Raw genomic sequence first — 884 nt, forward strand, 5'->3', positions numbered from 1 at the left:
ATCTCGACCTCGGCCTGCTCGTTGATGAAAAGATCACCGCTGGCGACGATGACGTGGGCCAGCTGGCCCGGTGCTAGGCGCCCCAGCCGCGGTTGGCTCAGCAGCTTGGCCGGCGTGGTCGTCAGTGCTGCCAGGGCGGCTTCGGGCGTGAGACCGTGCTGCACGGCCTGGCGCAGCCGTGGCCAGAATTCCTTCCTGACGTCCTTCAGCCCTTGCGTCGAGATCGCGAACTCGACGCCCGCCGCCTGCAGGGCGGCAGCGTTGCCGGGCGCACGCTCCCAGTGCTGCAACTGGTGCAGGGGCACGTCCAGCGCGCTCTCGGGCTGCTCGACTTCGGGTGCCGCGGGAAAGGCCAGCGGCAGCAAGAGGGGCAGGCCCAGGGCCTTGAGCTGGGCCGCCTTGCGGTATTCATGGCCGGTGCCTTGGGCGATCAGCTTGAGCCCGAACTCGTCGCGCAGCCTGGCGACGCGCAGCAGGTCTTCTTCGTCCAGCACCTCATGGACGATGGGCTGCTTGCCGCTCAGGGCCGGGGCGAGGGCGCCGAGGCTGGCGTTGAATTCGCGCCGCTCGCCGGCGGGCGCCGGCCCGGCAGCCCAGCGGGCGTTCAGCAGCGTCTGGCGTTCCAGCGCGATGCTGCCCATCAGCGAGGTCGGGTAGCTCAAGTTGCCCGGGCGGGCGCCGCTCTCGAAGTCGAAGGTTGTGTACTCATGGGCCAGGTGCTGGGCCACCTCGGCCGCCAGCACGAGGCTGCGTGCATCCGTGCCGTCGCGCAGGCTGATCAGCGCGCTCTGGCCGCGGAAGACGGCGCCCACGGGCGGCAGGGACAGGGCCGTCGTGAAGCCCTGTTCGCGCGCAGCTCGCACGTCCTCGGGCTTGATCTCCAG

The 884-nt window shown here is 70.6% G+C and carries 1 protein-coding gene; it reads right to left on the bottom strand.

Features of this window, described 5'->3' with window-relative positions; all coding sequences use genetic code 11:
* On the bottom strand, positions 1 to 884 hold an 884-nt coding region (locus AC1DU6_RS33265; protein ID WP_477862596.1), incomplete at both ends, for an amidohydrolase family protein.

Source organism: Roseateles sp. P5_B10, assembly GCF_056400485.1.